The 18732-nt window shown below is 70.8% G+C and carries 21 protein-coding genes and 1 tRNA gene; 12 read left to right on the forward strand and 10 right to left on the reverse strand.

The genetic code is table 11. The features are described 5' to 3' along the window. Window positions 1–71: 71 nt before the first annotated feature. Both ABEA62_RS00295 and ABEA62_RS00300 read left to right on the forward strand, forming a co-directional pair. Window positions 72–569, forward strand: coding sequence for a DUF3145 domain-containing protein (locus ABEA62_RS00295; RefSeq protein ID WP_286215694.1), 498 nt, complete (start codon window positions 72–74; stop codon window positions 567–569). Window positions 570–607: 38 nt separating this feature from the next. Then, window positions 608–1189, forward strand: a complete 582-nt coding sequence (locus ABEA62_RS00300; protein WP_286215696.1) for a TetR/AcrR family transcriptional regulator — start codon at window positions 608–610, stop codon at window positions 1187–1189. A gap of 34 nt (window positions 1190–1223) precedes the next feature. Here ABEA62_RS00300 and ABEA62_RS00305 read toward each other — a convergent pair whose 3' ends face one another. The 6 genes from ABEA62_RS00305 to aceE form a co-directional block, all read right to left on the reverse strand. Continuing rightward, the gene (locus ABEA62_RS00305; RefSeq protein ID WP_286215698.1) at window positions 1224–2456 is read right to left on the reverse strand and encodes a beta-ketoacyl-[acyl-carrier-protein] synthase family protein; all 1233 of its coding nucleotides are present in this window, start codon (window positions 2454–2456) and stop codon (window positions 1224–1226) included. Between the two features lie 52 nt (window positions 2457–2508). Beyond that, a complete protein-coding gene (locus ABEA62_RS00310; protein ID WP_286215700.1) occupies window positions 2509–2757 on the reverse strand; it encodes an acyl carrier protein in 249 nt (82 codons plus the stop codon). An 81-nt stretch (window positions 2758–2838) separates the two neighbouring features. Next, window positions 2839–3840, reverse strand: a complete 1002-nt coding sequence (locus ABEA62_RS00315; RefSeq protein WP_286215701.1) for a beta-ketoacyl-ACP synthase III — start codon at window positions 3838–3840, stop codon at window positions 2839–2841. Continuing rightward, window positions 3840–4748 (reverse strand): ACP S-malonyltransferase, encoded by a 909-nt coding sequence (locus tag ABEA62_RS00320; protein ID WP_345377933.1) that lies wholly within the window; start codon window positions 4746–4748, stop codon window positions 3840–3842. Before ABEA62_RS00320 ends, ABEA62_RS00315 begins: the two co-directional genes overlap by 1 nt. Window positions 4749–4826: 78 nt before the next feature. Then, window positions 4827–5996 carry a PucR family transcriptional regulator gene (locus ABEA62_RS00325; RefSeq protein ID WP_345377935.1) on the reverse strand — a complete coding sequence of 390 codons (1170 nt, stop codon included), beginning with the start codon at window positions 5994–5996 and terminating at the stop codon, window positions 4827–4829. A 485-nt stretch (window positions 5997–6481) separates the two neighbouring features. Next, window positions 6482–9196, reverse strand: coding sequence for a pyruvate dehydrogenase (acetyl-transferring), homodimeric type (gene aceE / locus ABEA62_RS00330; protein ID WP_286215705.1), 2715 nt, complete (start codon window positions 9194–9196; stop codon window positions 6482–6484). 215 nt (window positions 9197–9411) lie between these two features. Between aceE and ABEA62_RS00335 the strand changes: the two genes are divergently transcribed. The 5 genes from ABEA62_RS00335 to ABEA62_RS00355 all read left to right on the forward strand — a co-directional run bounded on the left by ABEA62_RS00335 (window position 9412) and on the right by ABEA62_RS00355 (window position 11797). Further along, on the forward strand, window positions 9412–9840 hold the full coding sequence (locus tag ABEA62_RS00335; RefSeq protein ID WP_286215706.1) for a DUF3052 domain-containing protein: 429 nt from the start codon (window positions 9412–9414) through the stop codon (window positions 9838–9840). Then, entirely contained in the window at window positions 9837–10301 is a 465-nt protein-coding gene (locus tag ABEA62_RS00340) for a redoxin domain-containing protein (RefSeq protein WP_286215707.1), read from the forward strand. The genes ABEA62_RS00335 and ABEA62_RS00340 overlap by 4 nt, the downstream gene beginning before the upstream one ends. Window positions 10302–10384: 83 nt before the next feature. After that, window positions 10385–11011, forward strand: coding sequence for a SatD family protein (locus tag ABEA62_RS00345; RefSeq protein ID WP_286215708.1), 627 nt, complete (start codon window positions 10385–10387; stop codon window positions 11009–11011). After that, on the forward strand, window positions 11011–11667 hold the full coding sequence (locus ABEA62_RS00350) for a hypothetical protein (protein ID WP_286215709.1): 657 nt from the start codon (window positions 11011–11013) through the stop codon (window positions 11665–11667). The genes ABEA62_RS00345 and ABEA62_RS00350 overlap by 1 nt, the downstream gene beginning before the upstream one ends. 56 nt (window positions 11668–11723) lie before the next feature. Continuing rightward, window positions 11724–11797, forward strand: a tRNA-Val gene (locus tag ABEA62_RS00355). A gap of 18 nt (window positions 11798–11815) precedes the next feature. On the opposite strand, the gene ABEA62_RS00360 is transcribed toward ABEA62_RS00355, so the two are convergent. Both ABEA62_RS00360 and ABEA62_RS00365 read right to left on the reverse strand, forming a co-directional pair. Further along, the gene (locus tag ABEA62_RS00360; protein ID WP_286215710.1) at window positions 11816–12097 is read right to left on the reverse strand and encodes a hypothetical protein; all 282 of its coding nucleotides are present in this window, start codon (window positions 12095–12097) and stop codon (window positions 11816–11818) included. Window positions 12098–12208: 111 nt separating this feature from the next. Next, window positions 12209–12370, reverse strand: a complete 162-nt coding sequence (locus tag ABEA62_RS00365) for a hypothetical protein (RefSeq protein ID WP_286215711.1) — start codon at window positions 12368–12370, stop codon at window positions 12209–12211. A 73-nt stretch (window positions 12371–12443) separates the two neighbouring features. Here ABEA62_RS00365 and ABEA62_RS00370 point away from each other — a divergent pair, with 73 nt between their 5' ends. From ABEA62_RS00370 to ABEA62_RS00390, 5 genes are all read left to right on the forward strand, one after another. Beyond that, on the forward strand, window positions 12444–13256 hold the full coding sequence (locus ABEA62_RS00370; protein ID WP_286215712.1) for a Nif3-like dinuclear metal center hexameric protein: 813 nt from the start codon (window positions 12444–12446) through the stop codon (window positions 13254–13256). 16 nt (window positions 13257–13272) lie between these two features. Next, window positions 13273–14010 (forward strand): zinc ribbon domain-containing protein, encoded by a 738-nt coding sequence (locus ABEA62_RS00375; RefSeq protein WP_286215713.1) that lies wholly within the window; start codon window positions 13273–13275, stop codon window positions 14008–14010. An 11-nt stretch (window positions 14011–14021) separates the two neighbouring features. Then, window positions 14022–14849 carry a histidine phosphatase family protein gene (locus tag ABEA62_RS00380; protein ID WP_286215715.1) on the forward strand — a complete coding sequence of 276 codons (828 nt, stop codon included), beginning with the start codon at window positions 14022–14024 and terminating at the stop codon, window positions 14847–14849. 24 nt (window positions 14850–14873) lie between these two features. After that, a complete protein-coding gene (locus ABEA62_RS00385) occupies window positions 14874–15824 on the forward strand; it encodes a helix-turn-helix domain-containing protein (protein WP_286215716.1) in 951 nt (316 codons plus the stop codon). 97 nt (window positions 15825–15921) lie between these two features. Next, the gene (locus tag ABEA62_RS00390; RefSeq protein WP_286215717.1) at window positions 15922–16962 is read left to right on the forward strand and encodes a zinc-binding dehydrogenase; all 1041 of its coding nucleotides are present in this window, start codon (window positions 15922–15924) and stop codon (window positions 16960–16962) included. Between the two features lie 23 nt (window positions 16963–16985). On the opposite strand, the gene ABEA62_RS00395 is transcribed toward ABEA62_RS00390, so the two are convergent. Together ABEA62_RS00395 and ABEA62_RS00400 are read right to left on the reverse strand one after the other, a co-directional pair. Beyond that, window positions 16986–17837, reverse strand: coding sequence for a formate/nitrite transporter family protein (locus tag ABEA62_RS00395; protein ID WP_345377955.1), 852 nt, complete (start codon window positions 17835–17837; stop codon window positions 16986–16988). A 41-nt stretch (window positions 17838–17878) separates the two neighbouring features. Continuing rightward, the gene (locus ABEA62_RS00400) at window positions 17879–18652 is read right to left on the reverse strand and encodes a YaaA family protein (protein ID WP_286215718.1); all 774 of its coding nucleotides are present in this window, start codon (window positions 18650–18652) and stop codon (window positions 17879–17881) included. Window positions 18653–18732: the final 80 nt, after the last annotated feature.

The following is an 18732-nucleotide window of genomic DNA, read 5'->3' on the forward strand; positions in this document are numbered from 1 at the left end:
CTACACCCGGTGCAGCCGTGGGGTTCCTTCGAGGTCGTAGGGGAAGACGCACCTCTCAGGAAGGAAGAGTCATGGCCGCCATCACCCGTGGTGTTCTTTTCGTGCACTCCGCCACCCGCGCGATGTCTCCGCACATCGAGTGGGCGGCGCAGGGAGTGCTCGGTTCGCGCGCCACGCTCGAGTGGACCGACCAGCCGGCAGGCACCGGTCTGTTGCGCGCCGAACTCTCGTGGCAGGGCCAGCAGGGGACCGGCGCGCGCCTCGCGTCCGCCCTGCGTGGCTGGGAGCACGTGCGGTACGAGGTCACCGAGGAGGCGTCGTTCGGCTCGGACGGCGGGCGGTGGTCGCACACGCCCTCGCTGGGCATCTTCCACGCCGTGATCGACGTCCACGGCAACATCGTGGTGCCCGAGGACCGCATCCGCGCGGCACTCGAGGCGGGCTCCACGGTGTCGGACTTCAAGCGCGCGATGGACCTCGCGCTGGGCACCGCGTGGGACGAGGAGCTCGAGCCGTTCCGCTACGCGGGCCATGGCGCGCCGGTGCGCTGGCTTCACCGCGTCGGTTGAACGTCTCGCCTGGAACCGGTGCGCGCTAGGGTGAGAGGGTGAACGACCACAGGCGCCCCGGCCGACCTCAGATTGCCGATCCCGTCGAGATTGGGAAGGCGGCGGTCGCGCTGTTCCATGAGCACGGCTATGCGGCGGTGTCGATGGACGACGTCGCCGCCCGCACCGGCGTCTCCCGCAGGACCCTGTTCCGCCACTTCGCGAACAAGGCGGACCTGGTCTGGCACGAGTTCTTCGCGACCTACCGGCGGCTCGACGAGGCGCTCACGCGCGACTCGGCCCAGCCGGGCATGACCGGCCTGCGCGCCGCGATGCGCGAGGTACTTGCGCCCGATGCCGTGGCCGAGGAGGCCGCGCGCGTGCGCCTGCGCATCATCGGGGAGTCGCCCGAGGTGTTCGCGGCGGGGATGCTCGGGCTCGTGGACATCACGGACCGCCTGGCCCGCCACCTCGCGCGCGCGGATGGCCTCGAGGAGGGCGGCCTCGACGCTCATGTCGCGGGACAGGCCGCGACCGGGGCGATCCTGTCCGCCTCCGTGTGGTGGGCACAGCACTCGAATGAGCCGGTCTCCGAGGTCGTCGACCGCGCGCTCGCCCGCCTGGAGGCCGGCATCCCGTGATCGAATGCCGGCCGGCGCGGGGGAAGGGCCTCGGTTAGGCCGTGCCGAACACGAGCGCCACGTTGTGCCCGCCGAATCCGAACGAGTTGTTGATCGCCGCGATCTGACCCTCGGGAAGGGCGCGCGGCGTGTCGCGGACCAGGTCCACCTCGAGCTCCGGGTCCGGCTCCGTGACGTTGATGGTCGGGGGAGCCGTGCGCGTCTCGAGGGCCTTGATCGTGAAGACCGACTCGAGCGCCCCCGCGCCACCGAGCAGGTGACCGGTCATCGACTTGGTCGCGGAGAGCAGCACCTGGTCCGCGTGGGCGCCCAGTAGCGCGCGGATGCCGCGCGCCTCGATCATGTCGCCCACCGGGGTCGACGTGGCGTGGGCGTTGACGTGGACGACGTCCGCGGTGGACAGGCCCGCGCGCTCGAGCGCGAGCTCCATCGCGCGCGTCTGACCCGCGCCATTGGGCTCGGGTGCCGCGATGTGGTGGGCGTCGCCCGTCATGCCGAGACCCAGCAGACGAGCGTGGATGCGCGCGCCGCGCGCGAGCGCGTACTCCTCGGACTCGAGGATGACGACTCCGGCGCCCTCGCCGAGCACGAAGCCGTCGCGGCTGACGTCGTACGGGCGCGACGCACCCGCGGGGTCGTCGTTGCGCTTGGACAGCGCCTGCATCGCGGCGAAGGCCGAGATCGGCAGCGGGTGGATCGCGGCCTCGGTGCCTCCGCAGATCACGACATCGGCCCGGCCGGACTGGATCATCTCGAAGCCCATGCCGATCGCCTCGGCGCCCGACGCGCAGGCCGACACGGGCGCGTGTGCGCCCGCACGCGCCTTGAACTCGAGGGAGATGTAGGCGGTGGGGGAGTTGGGCATCAGCATGGGCACGGTGAGGGGCAGGACGCGCGAGGCGCCCCGCTCCTTCACCGTGTCCCACGCCGTGAGCAGCGTCCACACGCCGCCGATGCCCGACGACACCACGCTCCCCAGGCGCTCCGGCTCGACCTCGGGCAACCCGGCATCGGCCCACGCCTCGCGCGCGGCGACGAGCGCCATCTGCGCGGACGGGTCCATGCGCTTGGTCTCGGGGCGCGAGAGCACCTCCTCGGGCCGCACGGCGAGCTGACCGGCGAAGGTCACGGGCACGCCGTAGAGCTCCGCCCAGTCGTTGTCGAGCGTGCGCACGCCGGAGCGGCCCGCGAGGGCGCCCTCCCACGTGCTCGCGACGTCCCCGCCAAGGGGCGAGGTGGTGCCGAGTCCGGTGACAACGACGTTCATGGGCGTGGCTCCGTGGGGTGAGGAGGGATGGGGAGGGATCGGGAAGGGAGGGTTAGGCCTGTGCGGCCGTGATGTAGTCGACGGCGTCGCCGACGGTCACGAGGTCCTTGACCTTCTCGTCGGGGATGCGGACGTCGAACTTCTCCTCCGCGAGGGTGACGATCGTCATCATCGACAGCGAGTCGATGTCGAGGTCGTCGGTGAAGGACTTGTCTGCGGTCACCTCGGCGGTGTCGATGTCCGTCTCCTCGGAGACGATCTCGGCCAGGCCGGCGAGGACCTCGTCGTTGGACAGTGCCATGTGCTGCTCCTTTGTGGGTGATGCGGCGCCGGGGCGCCGTGTTCGTTGCGAACGCTTGGAAACTCTACGCGGGGCCCCGCGTCAGGGCAGGACCACCACCTGCGCGGCGTACACGAGTCCGGCGCCGAACCCGATCTGCAGCGCGAGGTCTCCCGACTTCGCATCGCCGTCGCGCAGCAGGCGCTCGGTCGCGAGCGGGATCGACGCGGCCGACGTATTGCCGGAATCCACGATGTCCTTGCCGACCGCGACGTGCGCGGGCAGCCCGATCTGCTTGACGAGTTGGTCGATGATCCTGGTGTTGGCCTGGTGAGGGATGAAGGCCTGAATGTCCTCCGGGGTGACCCCGGCCGCCTCGATGGCCTGGAGCGCGACCGGGGCCATCTTGAACGAGGCCCACTTGAACACGCTGGGACCCTCCTGACGCAGGGTCGGGAAGGGCAGGTCGCGGTTGTCGCGGATGTCGAGCCACGAGGACGTCTGACGGATGAGCTCTGCGCCGCCGCCGTCCGATCCCCACACGGTGGGGCCGATTCCCGCGGTGTCGGAGGCGCCGATCACGACCGCACCGGCGGCATCGCCCAGCAGGTAGGAGATCGACCGGTCCTCGGGGTCGACGAAGTCGCTCAGCTTCTCGGCCCCCACGACGAGGACGTTGCGGGCCGCGCCCGACCTGACCAGGGCATCGGCCTGACCGATGCCGTAGCAATAGCCCGCGCATGCCGCGGAGATGTCGTAGGCGGCCGCGGGGGTCGCGCCCAGGCGCTCGGCCAGCACGGGCGCGCCGCCCGGCGTGATGTGCGGGAACGAGATGGTCGACAGGATGACCGCGTCGATCTCGGACGGGTCGATTCCCGCCTGTGCGATCGCGCCGAGCGCCGCGCGCTCGGACAGGTCGATCACGGACGTGTCGCGGTTGGCGCGCACGCGCGTGACGATTCCGGTCATCTTGCGGATCCACTCGTCCGACGAGTTGATCGGCTCGATGAGGTCCTCGTTCGGCACCGCGTTCTCGCCCCGGGCGACGCCCAGGCCGAGGATGCGCGTGAACTCGGGACCGCGGCGAACGGTGAGCGTGGTCATCAGGCCTCCAGGAGGTCGCGCGCGGCGGCCAGGTCGTCGGGGGACTTCAGCGCGACGGAGGGGATTCCCTTCATCGCACGCTTGGCAAGCCCGGTGAGGACGCCACCGGGCGCGAGCTCGACGATACCGGTCACACCCAGCTCGAGCATCGTCTCCATGCACAGGTCCCATCGCACGGGGTTAGCGACCTGGCGGACGATGCGCGCGAGGGCATCGGCGCCGTCCGTCACCTGGGCGCCGTCGGCGTTGGAGAGCAGGATGCCGCCTGGGGCGGCGGGGGAGACGGCCGCAGCGGCCGCCTCGAGGTCCGCGACCGCGGGAGCCATGTACGTCGTGTGGAAGGCGCCCGCCACCTGGAGCTCGATGACGCGCACGCGGGCGGGCGGCTCCGCGACGAGCGCGACGATCGCGTCCTTGGCACCCGCGGCGACCACCTGGCCGCCGCCGTTGACGTTCGCAGCCGTGAGGCCTCGCTGGGCGAGCGCGGCCGCGACTTCCTCGGGGTCGCCGCCCAGAACCGCCGCCATCGACGTGGGCTCGCTCGCGGCCGCCGCGCGGGCCATCGCCGCGCCGCGCACCGCGACCAGGGACATCGCCTCGCGGTCCGTGAAGACGCCCGCGAGGGCGGCGGCGCCCAGCTCGCCCACGGAGTGACCCGCGGCGAGGGCGGGGACCGCGTCGCCGAGCAGCTCACGGCCGGTCGCGATCGCGGTCGCGACCAGCAACGGCTGAGCGATCGCGGTGTCGCGAATCGTGTCCGCGTCCGAGGTGGTGCCGTGACCGACGATGTCGATGCCGGCCGCCTCCGACAGCGCGCCAAGACGCTCAGCGACGGCGGGGATGTCGAGCCACGGAGCGAGCATCCCGGGGGTCTGCGCGCCCTGTCCCGGGCAGAGAATGGCAATCACGGGTTATAGCCTGCCTCACATGGTGGAACCCCTACCGGCATCCTGGTACCGATTCGGGCCCGAGTTCTTGTTGGTTTCCTACAAAGACAGCGCGGCCGCGTCGCGCAGCCTGCCGAGCGCGAACGCGGTCTCGAGGACGTGGGCGTCGCGCGTGGAGAGCACGTCCCAACCTGTGAGGTCCGCGACCTTGCGCAGCCGGTAGCGCACGGTGTTGGCGTGGACGAACATGGTGCGGCTCGCGAGTTCGAGCGAGCGGCCGCAGTCCAGAAACGTCGCGACCGTCTCCTTGAGCGAGCCTCCTGCCGAGGCGATGGGGTCGTAGGCGACGGCGATGAGGCGCTCGGCCGCCGAGGAGTCGCCAATCAGCACGCGTTCGGGGAGGAGGTCGTCCGCGTTGACCGGGCGCGGGGCGAGGGCCCACGCGGGGGCTGCGCTCGCGCCGTTGATCGCGGCGCGCGTGGAGCGGGCCACCTCGACGAGCGTGATCGCCGGCGGACCGACGACGACCGGGCCGCTGCCGAAGGTGGGCAGCAGCGCCTTGGTGACCTCGTCGAGCGCGGAATCGGAACGGGCGATTACCACCAGGTCCTCGCCGTGGATGCCGGCGAGCGCTCCGTGCGCCGCGCGGCGGATCGTGCGCCGCAACTCCGCAGACTGGACCTCGCCCAGCGGGCCTTCCGTGCGTCCGACCATGACAAGCGTGGGGCCGGGCTTCCAGCCGAGCGCGGCGGCGCGCGAGGGGAGATCGTCGTCGACCTGCCCGCGCACCAGCGCATCGACCACGAGCGCCTCGAGCCGGGCGTCCCACGCGCCGCGTGACTCCGCGGCACGCGCGTAGACCTCGGCGGCGGAGAAGGCGATCTCGCGCGAGTACCTCAGGATCGACTCGCGCAGGTGGGCCTCGGCTCCGGGGGCGGCGAACTCGTCGGAGTGGTTCTCGACGATCGCGACGAAGGTGCGCACGATCGTCAGCGTGTGCTGGAGCGAGATCGAGCGGGTGAGCTCGGGAGGAGCGGACGCGAACATCTCGAGGGCGCCGCGGTGGCCGGCGGAGGTATCGGCGAAGTACGTGACGAACGACGCGATGCCCGCCTGCGCCACCGTGCCCACCCACGAGCGCTCCTGCGCGGGCAGCTCCCTGAACCATGGGTACTCGGAGTCGAGGGTCTTCAGTGCGATCGTGGCGAGGCGGCCGGTGCCGGCCCGGAGGCGGCGGAGGGTCTCGGCGCGCATCTCGGGGGTGACCATTCACTCAGGCTAGTGCGCGATTGTAGGGAGAGCACAATCGGTGCCCTGGGCGAGACGGTGGCTCGGGTGTGGCGGCGGTGCGGTGAGGCGGGCGCGGTTGGTGGAATCCGACATGAGGGCGGGGTGGGTGGACTCTCGCGGCTCCGCCACACGGGTGGACTCTCGCGGCTCCGCCACACGCGCGTGCTCTCGCGGCTCCGCCACACGAACGCTGTCTCGCGGCTCCGCCACACGAACGCTGTCTCGCGGCTCCGCCACACGCAATCGACCATGGGTGTCCCATGGCGCGCCTCAACCTGCCAGAAGCGACCATGAGTGCCCCACTGTGCATTCGGCGTGTGGCGGAGCCGTGGGGTGGGGGCCGCGGCTGGCGCGCTCGGCGTGTGGCGGAGCCGCGCCAGGCCTTGCACGTCAACCACGACGAAGGGCCGGGACCCCACCCGAAGGCGAGGATCCCGGCCCTGAGCCGTGATCGAATGCGCGGCTCAGGCGTCGCCGCCCGCGTTGCCCGACGTGCCCTTGCGGACGTCGTGGAGTTCGTAGCGACGGATCGCCTCGGCGAACGTGCCGGGCTGGACCTCACCACGGCGCTCGAGCAGCTGGAGCACGCGCACCGCGGTCGAGGGGCCGTCGATGTGGAAGAAACGGCGCGCAGCGGCGCGGGTGTCGGAGAAGCCGAAGCCGTCCGCACCGAGCGTCGCGTAGTCGCCGGGGACCCACGCCCGGATCTGGTCGGCCACCAGGTGGTCGTAGTCCGAGGTCGCGACGAACGGTCCCGCTGCTCCCTGCAGCTTCTGCGTGAGGTACGGCGTGCGGAAGCCCTCCTCGGGGCGGAGGAAGTTAGCCTCCTCGCACGCGAGTGCCTCGCGACGTAGCTCGTTCCACGAGGTCACGGACCAGATGGCGGCCCGGACTCCGTAGTCGCGCAGCAACAGCGCCTGAGCCTCATAGGCCCACGGCACTCCGACGCCGGAGGCGAGGATCTGCGCCTCCGGGCCGTGGCCCTCGGGAGCGGCAGAGACGCGGTGGATGCCCTTGAGGATTCCCTCGACGTCCACGTCCTCGGGCTCGGCCGGCTGGACGATCGGCTCGTTGTAGACCGTGAGGTAGTACATGACGTTCCGGTCGCGTCCCGAGTCCGGTCCGTACCAGCGCTCGAGCGCGTCCTTGACGATGTGCCTGATCTCGTAGCCGTACGCGGGGTCGTACTGGACCACCGCGGTGTTGGTGCCCGCGATCAGCGGCGAGTGGCCGTCGCCGTGCTGGAGACCCTCGCCGGCCAGCGTCGTGCGGCCTGCGGTCGCACCCACGATGAAGCCGCGCGTGAGCTGGTCGCCCGCCGCCCAAAACTGGTCGCCGGTGCGCTGGAAGCCGAACATCGAGTAGAAGATGTAGAACGGCACCAGGGGCTCGCCGTGCGTCGCATACGACGTGCCGACGGCCTGGAACGCGGCAGCGGATCCGGCCTCGTTGATTCCCGTGTGCATGATCTGGCCCGACTCGGACTCCTTGTAGGAGAGCATGAGCTCGCGGTCGACCGGCAGGTAGTTCTGTCCCTGCGTGTTGAAGATCCTGGCGCTCGGGAAGATCGCGTCGAGGCCGAACGTGCGCGCCTCATCGGGGATGATCGGCACCAGCCGGTGGCCGAACTCCTTGTCGCGCACCAGGTCCTTGAACAGGCGCACGAAGGCCATCGTGGTGGCGACCTCCTGCTTGCCCGATCCCTTGGCGAGCAGCTCGTATGCCTTGTCGCCGGGGAGGCTGATCTCCTTGCGGTTGTCGCGACGCTCGGGCACGAAGCCGCCGAGCTCCTGGCGACGCTTCAGCATGTACTGAATGGCCGGGTCGTCGAAGCCGGGGTGGTAGTACGGCGGGTGGTACGGGTCGGCCTCGAGCTGCTCGTCGGTGAACGGGATGTCGAAGGTGTCGCGCAGCACCTTGAGGTCGGCCGCCGCGAGCTTCTTCATCTGGTGCGTCGAGTTGCGCGCCGCGAAGTTGGCACCCAGTCCGTAGCCCTTGATGGTCTTCGCGAGGATGACCGTCGGCTTGCCGTTCTTCTGGGTGGTGGCGCGAGCGTACGCGGCGTACAGCTTGCGGTAGTCGTGTCCGCCGCGCTTGAGCGCCCAGATCTCGTCGTCGGTCATGTCCTTGACGAGCTCCTTGGCGCGCGGGTCGCCGCCAAAGAACTGGTCGCGGATGAACGCTCCGGACTCGGCGCGGAAGGTCTGGAAGTCGCCGTCCGGCACGGTGTTCATGAGGTTGACGAGAGCGCCGTCCTCATCGCGGGCGAGCAGCGGGTCCCAGTTGCGGCCCCACACGACCTTGAGCACGTTCCAGCCGGCGCCGCGGAAGAACGCCTCCAGCTCCTGGATGATCTTGCCGTTGCCGCGCACCGGTCCGTCGAGGCGCTGCAGGTTGCAGTTGACCACGAACGTGAGGTTGTCGAGCTGCTGGTTCGCGGCGAGCTGGAGCATGCCGCGGCTCTCGGGCTCGTCCATCTCGCCGTCGCCGAGGAACGCCCACACGTGCTGCTGTGAGGTGTCCTTGATGCCTCGCAGGTGCAGGTAGCGGTTGGTCCAGGCCTGGTAGATGGCCGATGCCGGGCCGAGTCCCATGGACACGGTGGGGAACTCCCACAGGTCGGGCATGAGACGCGGGTGCGGGTACGAGGACAGGCCGCGGCCGAGGCCGGACTTCTCCTGGCGGAACGAGTCGAGGTCCTCCTCGCTGAAGCGGCCCTCGACATAGCCACGGGCGTATACGCCGGGCGCGGCGTGGCCCTGGTAGTAGACCTGGTCGCCGCCGCCGGGGTGGTCCTTGCCGCGGAAGAAGTGGTTGAGGCCCACCTCATACAGGGTCGCCACGGAGGCGTACGAGGAGATGTGTCCGCCCACGCCCTTGCCGCCCGCCTGCGCGCGCGTCACCATGACGGCGGCGTTCCAGCGGATCCAGCCGCGGTAGCGGCGCTCGATCTCCTCGTCGCCGGGGAAGTCGGGCTCGTCGTCGGCGTGAATGGTGTTGACGTACGGCGTGTTCAGGCTGAGCGGGACGCTCAACTGCTTCTTGGCCGCGTGCTCCACGAGCTGGTCCACGATGTACTCTGCGCGGCTTTCCCCGCCCGCATCGATGAGGCCGTCGAGCGACTCGAGCCACTCCTGCGTCTCGCCTGGGTCCTTGTCAACCTCGCCGTGATGTGCCACAGGGGGACCTTCCTCTCGGGCGCGCGGTGGCGCGCCAGTGGGTGGGAGTTCGCGCGGCGGGTAAGCCGCCATCCCCCACATTGTTCCCACAAGTTTCGGGAATGTCACGCCAGCCTGGGACCGTGGCCGATTGCACCGTCACGCGCCGTGCCTCTACTGTGGACGCGAGGCTCGCGTTGGTGCGAGCAGAACCGTACGAAGGGGGTTCCGCCGACGTGGCGACACAGGAGGACGCGAAGGCAGCGGTTGACAATGTCATCGCGAGGCTTGGGCTGAAGCCCGGGCAGATCATCCAGGAGTTTGGCTACGACACGGACACGGACGCGGACTTCCGCGCCGCGTTCGAGGAGGCGACCGGCGAAGCGCTGGTGGACGAGGACTACGGCGACGTCACCGACGGCACGCTCGTGTGGTTCAGGGACGGCGACGACGATCTTGCCGACCTCTTGATGGACGCACAGAGCCTGCTCGACGACGGCGCGTCCGTGTGGGTGTGCACGCCCAAGGCCGGCCAGCCCGGTCACGTGCAGCCGCGCGAGGTGCAGGAGGGCGCATCGGTCGCCGGCCTGCACGCGACCTCGACGTTTGTGATTGGTGGCGGCTGGACCGCCACGCATTTGGTGGAGAAGGGTCGCAGCAAGTGACCCACCCCATGGTCGGCAGGCCCGCGCCCGCCTTCCAGATGACCGACACCCACGGCAGGACGGTGACGTCCGAGTCGCTGCTCGGCACGGCGTATCTGCTGGTGTTCGTGCCGTTTGCGTTCTCCGACACGTGCACCAACGAGCTCATCGACCTGCGCGCGGCCGATGACCTCCTGAACCGCGATGGCTTCAAGGTGATCGTGGTGAGCTGCGACTCGGTCTACACGCTCAAGGCGTGGGCCGACACCCACAGCTACAAGGCGGACCTGTTGTCCGACTTCTGGCCGCACGGAGACGTGTCGCGCCACTTCGGCGTCTTCAATGCGCGCAAGGGCCTCGCGACGCGGGGCAGCTTCCTCGTCGACGCTGAGGGCGTGGTGCGATGGGCGATCGTCAACCCGGAGGGTGAGGCGCGCGACGTCGCCGAGTACCGCGGAGCCGTGGAGACGCTGCTGGGCTGACGTGCGAGGGCCGCGGCGACCCGCGCGGAACCAGATCCGCGAAAACACTTATATCTCTCGCTTATAAGCGTTAGTGTGGGCTCATGGAACACGTCGCCGCGGTCATCGTCGACATCGTGCGCTCGCGCGCGCTTCCCGATCGCGCCTTGGCGCAGTCCCAGGTGCTCGAGGCCTTCGCGCGGGCCGAGCGCGATGCCCACGCCGTCCGCCCGCTCGCGGCGACGGTGGGAGACGAGTTCCAGGGCGTCTACCGCACGCTCGCCGATGCGCTGCGCGTCACGACTCTCGCCGCACTCGTGCTCCCCGATGGACTCGAGGTGCGCTCCGGGATCGGTTTGGGCGAGGTGGTCGAGGTCGAGGGCGACATCTCGGACGGCTCCGCGTGGTGGCGTGCGCGCGAGGCGATCGACGAGGCGCACCGCCGCGAGGATGCGGGGGAGTCCGCGGTTCGCGCCTGGTGTGTCGGAGGCGACGGGCAGGATGGTCCCATGGCCTCCGCCGTCCTGCTCCTTCGCGACCACGTGCTCGCGCGCATGAAGGCGCGCGAGCGCAGGATCGCCGCCGCCTTGCTCGAGGGTGAGCCGCAGGCGGCGATCGCGACGCGCGAGTCGATCACGCAGGCCGCCGTGTCGCAGAACGCTCACCGCTCCGGCGCGGTCGCGCTGCGCGAGGCGCTTGCGGCTCTCGAGGCGCGGGCCGGGACCGCCTGATGGCCGCCGCGATGCTGGTCGCCATGGTCGCGGGGGTTGACCTCGCGATGTGGCAGTTGCGCGGGGGAGCACGTGCGCTCGCCGTCGCAGCGTGGCTCGCCGCCGTGCTCGCGAGCGGCGTGATCCTGGGCGACGTGGCCCCGTGGTGGGCGGCAGGCGCCTCCCTGGGCGCCGCGCTGTGGGTCGCGGTGCGCACCTCGGTAGGGGCCGATGCCGCGGCGGGCGTCCTCCTCGCGGGCACCGCGGTCCTGCTCCTGGCGGGCGACGGGCCGGACCGTGCGGCGGCAATCGTCGCCACCGTCGCGGTGGCCGCCTTCCTCGCCCACGGGGCCAATGACGTGTGCCGCGACGTGATCCGGCGCGCGCGGGCGGCCCCTGAAGAGTCCGACGAGCCGGGCGACCCGCCGGCCGACCCGTCGCGGCTGCGCGGTGGCCGGTTCATCGGGCCGCTCGAGCGATGGCTGATCGTCGCGCTTGCGCTCGTAGGTGCGGAGGGCGTGATCGTGGGCCTCATGGCGGCCAAGGGAATCGGCCGCTTCCCCGAGATCTCGGGCGACAGGGCACGGGGCTCCGCCGCCGAGGAGTTCCTGGTGGGAAGCCTGGTCAGCTGGGCGCTCGCCGGCGCGGGCGCGCTGCTCATCGCGACGCTGCGGTAGCCCTACGACGCCGCGCCTGAACCCGACCACGGCATCGTCCTGCCACAATGGTCCGCGGGCCCTTAGCTCAGTTGGTTAGAGCACTGCGTTTACACCGCAGGTGTCGTCGGTTCGAGTCCGGCAGGGCCCACGCAGAGCAAGGTTGCTGTCATGCCCGCGCGTGGTCGGCGGAGGGGTAGAACACGTCCTCGGTGAGCATGAGCCGCTCGCAATAGCTGTACCGGGCGGGCACACCCAGGCACGTGGCGATGGCGCGCGCGAGCACGCGGAGGTCTCGCTCCGCGGGCAAGGCGCCGTCGGAACGGCGCAGCACCCATCGTGCGGGGGCCTCGTCGTCGGACGCCCAGGGGACCGAGGCGAAGATGCGCTCCCACCCGTACTCGCGGGCGACGGAGTACGCGGCGTCCTCGAGGTGCGAGCCGTCGAGCACGTCCTCGACGTTGAGGCAGGGCGCGTCGAGCTGCGCGTGGAGCGTGCCGGCGTTCGCGGTGAGGGTGACGATCGCGCCCGCATCGCCACGCGCGTGAAGCCCTCGAAGAGCTCAGTCCTCCTCGTCGTTGAGAGGAGCATCCGCGCGCCAGTCGATGCGGCCGATCAACCCGCTCACGATCCACACCACCGCGGCGGCTACCGCGACCCTCAGCACAAAGGCCAACACCTTGCGGCGCGCGGGCGTCAGCGCTGGAATCTCGGGTACGGGCACGCCGTCATGCCAGCTGTGCGGGCGTGCGCCATACCGGCATCGCCGGCGGGCGCGCAGCGAGTAGCCTGAGCGCATGACCTCTGTGGCCGACGTGATGGACGCGCTTGAGAGTCGCTTCCCCCTCGACCTCGCGGAGGACTGGGACGTCAACGGCCTGTGCGTGGGCAGGCCCGACGCCGCCGTGACGCGCGCGCTCTTCGCCGTCGACCCCACCCTCGCGGTGGTCGACGAGGCCGTCGAGGCCGGTTGCGACCTCATCGTGACGCACCACCCGCTGTTGCTGCGCGGGGTGACCACGGTCAACGCGGCGACGCCCAAGGGAGCCGTCATCCATGCGCTCATCGAGCACGGGATCGCGCTGTACAACGCGCACACCAACGCCGACCACGCGGGCAGCGGGGTTGCGGAGGCGCTCGCCGAGGTCCTGGGGGTGTCGGGCGCGTTGCCGCTCGTGCCGCTGAGGGACGATGCCGAACAAGGCACCGGGCGCATCGGTCGCCTGGATGCGCCGATCACCTTGCGTGCTTTCGCCGAGCGTGCGGCCGCGGTGCTCCCGCAGACCGCACACGGCGTGCGCGTCGCGGGCGACCTCGACGCGACCGTCCAGACCGTGGCCGTCGTGGGCGGCGCGGGAGACTCGTTCCTCGAGGCCGCCAGAGTCGCCGGCGCCGACGTCTACCTCACGTCCGACCTGCGTCACCACCCCGCGTCGGATGCGCGCGAGGCCGCGCTCCTCGCCGGCGGCACGCCCTTCCTCGTCGACGTCGCTCACTACGCGTCCGAGTGGACGTGGCTCGAGGCGGCCGCCGAGTACCTCGGCGACGCCACCGGCATCGACACCATCGTTTCGACCCTCATCACCGACCCCTGGACCGCGCGCTTCTAGCGCGAAGGAGTACTACGTGCCCTCAGCACCCGCAGCAGACCAGATCCGCCTCCTCGACGTGCAGGCCCTCGACCTGCGCGCGCAGCAGGCGCGCCACCGCCGCGACCACCTCCCGGTGCTCGAGCAGATCGCGGAACTCACCGCGCGGCTGGTCGACCTCGACGAGGCACGCGTGGCGAGCGCGACCCGGGCCTCCGACCTGCGCCGCGCGGTGCAGAAGGCCGAGGATGACGTGCAGTCGGTGCGCGACCGCGCCGCCCGCGACAGTGCTCGCCTCGCGTCCGGCACCGGATCGCCCAAGGACCTGCAGGCGCTGCAGGCGGAGCTCGAGATCCTGGTCCGCCGTCAGGCAGAACTCGAGGACGTCGAGCTCGAGGCGATGGAGTCGCTCGAGCAGGCGGAGTCGGAGCATGCCTCCGCCAAGGAGCAGGTCGATGCCATCACCGCGCAGATCGCGGAGCTCGCCGTCGAGCGCGACGCGGCGTGGGCCCAGATCGATGCCGAGCTGGCCGGGCTGGCCGCCGAGCGTGAGGCGGCCGCGGCTGGCCTCGACGCAGGCCTGCTCGCGCTCTACGTCAAGTTGCGCGATGCGCACGGTGGAATCGGCGCCGCTGCGCTCGCGCAGGGCCAGTGCCTCGGATGCCGCATGCCGATGAACCCCGGCGACCTGCGCGACATCGAGGCGAAGTCGCCCGACACGATTGTGCGCTGCGAGGAGTGTGGCCGCATCCTCGTGCGCGGCGCGGGCAAGTAGGCGGCACAGCGATGACGGACACGCACGTCGAGCCGCCGGTGCCCCACCGGCCCCATCCACTGCCCGAGGGAACGGACCTGGACGCCGACTCTCCGGCGACCCCGGCATCGTCCTCTCAGGCGCGCGTTCAGTCGCCGTTCTCTCCCCACGAGGACGACCTGGTCGCACCCCTCACGCTCGTGTTGGTGCGCCACGGCGTCACGGAGATGACCACGTCGCGGCGCATGTCGGGTGGGGGAGTGCCTGGCCCGCCGCTCAGCGCCCCGGGCCGCGTGCAGGCCGCGAAGGCCGCCGACCTCGCGTACGGGATCGGTAGACGCACGTGGATGAACCTTCCGCATGTGACGCGCGTGCTCGCGTCGCCGCTGGTGAGGACGCAGGAGACCGCCGCGGCGATCGGCCGCAGGGTGGGTGCACACGTCGAGACGGAGGAGCGGCTGCGCGAGGTCGTGTTCGGGGACTGGGAGGGTCTCACGGTCCCCGAGATCGTCGAGCGCGACGGCGACGCGATCCACCACTGGAGGCGTGCGGAGACGCTCGCGCCCGGCGGGGAGTCGATCACCCAGGTGGGCGAGCGGGGCTACGCGCTCGTCGAGGAGCTCGCGCGTGACCACGCGGCGGAGTGCATGGCGGGCCGCGACGTGGCACGGGGCATCGCGCTCGTCTCGCATGCGGTGGCGATCAAGTCGATCGTGGGCACCGCGCTCGGGATGCCGGCCTCGCACTGGGGCGCCATCTGGCCGTCGCCCGCGTCGATCACGATCCTGCAGGTGCGTGCGCGGCGCGATGGGACGATCGCCGAGCAGCACGTGCTGTGCGTGGGTGCGCCGGTCGAGTGACGCGCGGCGACCGACGCCCGCCGCGTGAGGGCGCTTCGTCAGCGGGGTACCGGCAGGGACTCCCAAGTGTGGGGGAGCGCTCTTAGCCTGGGAGACATGACCGTTTCCCGCGAGGATGTCCGCGAGTTCCTCGTGACGCGCCGTGCGCGCGTCACTCCCGCCATGGTGGGCCTGCCCGAGGGCGGTGCGCGCCGCGTTCCTGGGCTGCGCCGCGGCGAGGTCGCGATCCTCGCCGGCGTGAGCGTCGAGTACTACACGAAGGTCGAGCGCGGGGACCTGCGCGGGGTCTCCGACGAGGTGCTGGAGGCGATCGCCTCCGCACTGCGCATGGACGATGCCGAGCGCGCCCACCTCTTCGACCTCGCCAGGGTGGCGAATGCGGGCGCGCGCGCCAGACGGCGCGCCGCGCCACGCCCCCGGATGCGCGAGGGGCTGCGCCACCTGTTGGACGCGACCACGGATGCCGCGGGCGTGGTCGGCAACGCGCGCGGGGAGATTGTCGCGACCAACGCGCTCGCGCGGGCGCTCTACGACCCCCTCTTCAGGGCTCAGGGTGACGCTGTGAGCTACCCGCGATTCGTCTTTCTCGATCCCGCCTCACGCGTGTTCTACCCCGACTGGGAGGACATCGCCGACGGCTCCGTCGCGAGCCTGCGGACCGCGGCCGGGCGCGACCCGTTCGACCGGGCGATCTCCGACCTCGTGGGAGAGCTGTCGACGCGATCCGACGAATTCCGCGTGCGCTGGGCTCGTCACGACGTGCGCCTCCACATTCAGGGGCTCAAGCGACTTGTCCATCCTGTTGTCGGCATGCTTGAACTCGAGTACAACGTGCTCGAGCTTCCGGCGGACCCCGGGCTTGGACTGACCTTCTACACCGCCGCCCCAGGATCGGACTCCGCCGAGCGGCTGCGTCTGCTCGCGAGCTGGTGGGCGACTCAGCAGGCCGCGAGTCGTGACGCCCCTGCGATCTAGGGGGTACCGCCGGTACCCCTGTCGAGCGAGACTCCCGCCACCCCGGCATCGTCGCGATGCTTGAGCCGTTCCCTCCATCCCTGACACAAGGAGAACCATGCGAGCCACCTTTATGTTCGGTGCGGGCGACGTCCGCGTCATCGAGGTCCCCGACCCGCGGATCGAGGCGCCCACCGACGCGGTCATCCGCGTGGTGCGCGGCTGCATCTGCGGCTCCGACCTCCACCCGTTCCACTCGATGCCCGCGTCGGAGACAGGCAGGCACATGGGGCACGAGGCGATCGGCGTGGTCGAGGAGATCGGCTCCGAGGTCCGCACGCTGACCAAGGGCGACTTCGTCATCGTGCCGTTCGGCATCCAGGACAACACCTGTGTGTTCTGCCGCGAGGGCTTCCCCACGTCGTGCGTGCACGGCTCGTGGCTGAGCGGCGGGCAGGGCGAGGCGCTCCGCCTGGCGCAGGCCGACGGCACCGCGGTTAAGGTCCCCGGCGTCGACCCGGACACCGCCGACGACGCGCTGCTGGCGTCGCTGCTCACGCTGTCCGACGTCTACCTGACCGGATGGCACGCCGCCCACATGGGCCGCGTCGCTCCGGGCAAGACCGTCACCGTGATCGGTGACGGCGCGGTGGGACTGTCCGCGGTGCTGTCTGCCCGGGAGAAGGGCGCCGAGCGCATCATCCTCATGGGTCGCCACGCGTCGCGCACCACCCTCGGCCGCGAATGGGGCGCCACGGACGTGGTGTCCGCGCGCGGCGCCGAGGGCATCGCGGAGGTCATGGAGCTCACGGGTGGCGAGGGTAGCCATGTGGTACTCGAAGCCGTGGGGCACATGCCCGCGTACGAGCAGTCGTACGGCGTGGTGCGGCCCGGCGGCGTGATCTCCCGCGTGGGCGTGCCGCAGTACGAGGACGCTCCCGTGGGATTCGGTTCGCTGTTCGGCAAGAACGTGACGCTGACCGGCGGCCCGGCGCCCGTGCGCGCCTACATCGAGGCTGCCATCCCGGAGGTTCTCGAGGGTCGCATCGAGCCGGGCAGGGTCTTCGACATGACGGTCGGCCTCGACGGGGTGCCCGCGGGCTACGCGGCGATGGACGCGCGTGAGGCCCTCAAGGTCATGATCGACCCGCGCGCATAGCGAACGCGCCTGGCCCCCGGTCGCTACTCGCTGGGGGTCAGGCCGCGGCGCAGCAGGTGCTTGCGGTCGTCGTTGGCGTACGCGTAGTAGTAGCCGATCAACAGTCCGCCGCCCACGAAGTTGCCGGCGAGCACGATCGCGAGGTTGCCCAGCGCGAGACCCACATCGATGCCATCGTGAAGACCGACGATCGTGAACAGCACCGTGTTGGCGACGGAGTGCTCAAAGCCCAGGAACGCGAACACGAACACGCTCATGATCATCGCGAGCGACTTCATAAAGTCGTCCTTGATCATGCCGTTGTAGACCAGCAGCATCGCGAGGTTGATCATGAAGTTACAGAGCACCGCGCGCACAAACAGGTCCGACCAGCCCGCGAGGCCCTCCGCGACGAGACCCACCTTGTGATCAACGGAGTGCGCCATCTGCTCACCGATCGCACCGTCCGCGAGGCTCGAGCCCAGCACGAGGAGCGCGACGGCGAGGCCGCCCACGAAGTTGCCGCCGTAACACAGGAGGAGGATGCGCAGGGACTTGAGGGGGGTGGTGCGCCGGTAGTACGCGCCGATCGACACGATCATCATGTTCGACGTCAGGAGTTCGGACTTGCTGTAGTAGATGAACACCAGCGCGAAGCCGAACACCAGTCCGCCGACCATCTTGCCGAGTCCCAGCGAGTCGTCGCCGAGAGCGCCAAACGTCGACACCACGGTGTAGTACGCCAGGTACATGACGCCAATCAGGCCGCCGGCCATGGCCGCACGCATGAGGTAGACGCGCGCCAGGGTCCCGCTCATGGCGGTCTTGGTATCGAGCGCGTCCAGCACCGTCGAGATGAAGTACTTGCCAGGAAACAGCTGGCTTTGATCGGTCATGGGCCTAGGTTCTCACGGCGCGCTGCGCGTCGGTCGGGACCTCAGCCCGCGATGACCAGAGTGAGCTCGTCCGGGCCCTTGGCTCGCGGGGTCAGCGCCACGTCCACGAGCGCGTCTCCGATCATCCCTGCCGCGGCATCGGCGAGGTCCTGCGCGGTCTCGGGCAGGGCATCGTCCCTCAGCAGGTGTGCCGTGAGTAGTCCGCGCGTGTGCTTGGCCATGTGGCTCACGACCGCGCGCTTGCCCGCCAGCTCGCGCTGGACGCCCACGGAGACCCACGGGGAGGCGGCGGGCCGGAAGGCCGCGACGTAGCTCGCGCTGCGGCAGTCGATCACGAGGCGGCCGTCCGCGACGGCGTCGAGCTCGCGGGGGAGATGGCGTCGCCACAGCGCCGCGAGCGGGCCGATGCGACCCAGGCTCGTGCCCATCGACAGGCGGTAGGCGGGGATGGGGTCGGCGGGGGAGACGGCGCCCCACAGCGCGGAGACGATGCGCACGTGAGCCCGCGCGCGCTCAAGGGTGGGCGCGTCCCACGTCGCCATGCCTGCCGCGTCGTACAGGACGCCGGAGTAGACGGTGGCGGCCCGTGCAGCGGGGTTGTCCCACAGGGTGCGGTTGCGCTCGATCTCGGGGCTCAGACTGGGTCCGACGCCGAGCACCTCGCTCGCGTTGCGCTGGCCGCTCACCCTGACGAGGGCGTCGCCCACGCGGCGTCGGTGATCCTCGAGCGCGGGGTGGGACAGGGACGAAAGGTCCACGGGGGCGCCGGAGGCGGGGGCGGTCTTGCCCTCGGAGGGCGGGAGCAGGATCAGCACGGGGACCAGGGTAGGGGCTGCGTGCACGTGTCGCGGTTCGTGCGTGCGGAGACGATGCGGTGGCAGGGTCGCGCCCGGTA

Source organism: Demequina sediminis, from assembly GCF_039545075.1.
GTDB lineage: Bacteria > Actinomycetota > Actinomycetes > Actinomycetales > Demequinaceae > Demequina > Demequina sediminis.